This window comes from Paraburkholderia domus (genome assembly GCF_905220705.1).
Classification (GTDB): domain Bacteria; phylum Pseudomonadota; class Gammaproteobacteria; order Burkholderiales; family Burkholderiaceae; genus Paraburkholderia; species Paraburkholderia domus.
Genome location: NZ_CAJNAT010000073.1, coordinates 1 through 2,233 on the forward strand (window position 1 = coordinate 1; position 2,233 = coordinate 2,233).

The 2,233-nt window shown below is 61.7% G+C and carries 1 protein-coding gene; it reads right to left on the minus strand.

The window, feature by feature from the left end; translation table 11 throughout:
• The coding region (locus KHO31_RS38890) for a type VI secretion system Vgr family protein (RefSeq protein ID WP_236071735.1) at window positions 1–2,187 on the minus strand (2,187 nt) is incomplete at its 3' end.
• Between the last annotated feature and the right edge of the window lie 46 nt (window positions 2,188–2,233).

Genomic DNA, 2,233 nt, shown 5'->3' on the forward strand with positions numbered 1-2,233 from the left:
GCCATATTCGATCCCCTCAGGCGTCATGCGCATATACGTGCCGCCGACACTCAGCGCGATCTCCCTTGACGACTTCATATGCAGCACACCGTCAACCGTTTCAACGGTCATATCATTCTGCGACGCAAGCTGCATCGACCCGCGCTGGGCCTGCACGACGACCGCGCCCGCCGCCGCGATCAGGCTCATGCCCTTCTGCGTGAAGACCGATACCAGATCGCGCGCGGCCACGGTGAAACGCTTGAGCGTGCTGAAATGCACACCCTTCTTTGCGGTGCCGATGATCGAGCCGTCGGCGGCAAGCTGCACACCGTCACCTGACACGACGCCGACCGGGCCAGGCGCAGTGACAAGGGCGCCTGGCCGCCTGAGCTCACTGAGGTCGTCGTTGATCGCTTTCTGCGCGCGGGTGTCTGCGGGCGACGCCTTCGACGCTTCGGCGGATTGCGCCAGCGATTCAGCAAGTGCCAGCATTTCCTTGAGCTGCGCAATGGTCTCCTGCATGTCGGTCTGATGCCCGCGACCGCCCGCACGGCTATATGCCGTCATCATCGCGCCCGCGCCGCCCCGTATAACCGTCGTCTTGTCGGTGCGAAGCTCAGCACCATTACCGCGCTCGTTCTGGTCACGATCGACGGCATGCCCAAGGTTCAGCTGTGACTTCCCCTGTTCTGTCGCAATCTTGATGTGCTCCCGACTCGCGCGGTCCTCCATCTCGAACGTGTTGTTCGACCGCGTGCGCAGCGTATTGCGCGTAGCCCACGGATAGGCTGAATTGATCGGGTCGGTATCCTGCGCCGTGTGCAGTACCTGACTGATGAAGGGAAGGTCCGGGCAACCCCACAGGAAGCCCACGGTCACAACCGTCCCCTCGACCAGACCGAAATGGAAACCGGTCTGCCCTGCGCCCGCGAACGGCTTCGCCAGTCGCATCGGGCAGCTTTCCAGCCCAGGCGTGCGCTTGTCCTGATCCGCATGGATATGCACGATATAGGCGCCCTGCGCGTCCAGATACGGGTCCTTGTACCCGCCCGGCGAGGCAATCGTGCCCGTGATGACCCCTTCGACTTTGGGCCACGTATCTTCCAGCAGAGGCAGCCGGTACAGCCGGTCGGATGGAATCGCGGTAAATTCGACGCGGTACGGCTGCTTGCGCGATGCGCTGCATTTCACCCGTACAGTGAGCAGCCCGTACTCAGCGTCGGGCAGTTTCCGGTTCGGGAACTTGAGGATGCAACTGGGCGCGAGGTCCAGCATGTTGCACGTGCCGCGATACACCACCTGTGCGGCCACGGCCGCCTCGCGCCGCAGCTGCGCTTCTTCCTTCGCCCCATCCTCGCCCAGGTCCGGCGTGCCCCACGTATAAGCCTCGCCATAGGTGGTACGGTCCTCGGTGATCTGGCTGGCCGCCTCGATCGGTTCGGATAACGGACGCTCGGTGCTGAACGTGCGTACCTTGTAGCTCGTCGGCAGGGTCGTCGCGTCCATCTCAAGCGAATCGACCGATTCCGCTGCCGAGCTTTCCAGGCCACTGTACTCACGATACGGCACACTCAGGTCGGGGTCGCGGCGATAGTGCGTGAAGTCATCACCGAAGCGCACGTTTTCGCAGTGCTTGCCCTCTTCGCAGACGAACCAGATACCGCAGCGACGGCATAGCCGCGTGATGAAAGTCAGATCGTCTTCGCCCCATTGCATCACGAAACTACGCTTTCGATAGGTGCGGTACAGGTTGAACTCGAAGCTGCCGTGGATCCTGTCGAAGCCGTGTTCGCGCAGAATCTGTTCAATGATGTCCGGAAAACTCCTGTCAAGAAAGAAGCGGCACTTTGGCACATTACGCAGCAATGCCAGGCGCGACTCCAGTACAACCTCGTAAGTGGTTTCGTCGCGGCTGCTGCCGCGCTGGCTGAAGCCCGTGATGACGCCCTGCACACGCCGTTCGGGTTCCGGCTTAAGTGTCGTGAGCGGATTGAAGGGCGGCTGGATGACGAATGCCGCAGGCTTGTTCAGGTAGTCGGTGCGCGACAGGTCCGGCTGAGGATGCGTGAACCGGATCGCATACCGGGTAGGCTCCCCGATAGCCCGCTCGCCCTCGAAGGCGAAGATGTCAGCCAGTTCGGCACTGGCGGCCTGTGGCATGTCGAGATGGTAGTGCCGGTGCGTAAAACCAGTTTTTCGACTCAAGCCCACTCCTGTTAGAGATTCACGGGATACCCCGGCAAAAACTCTA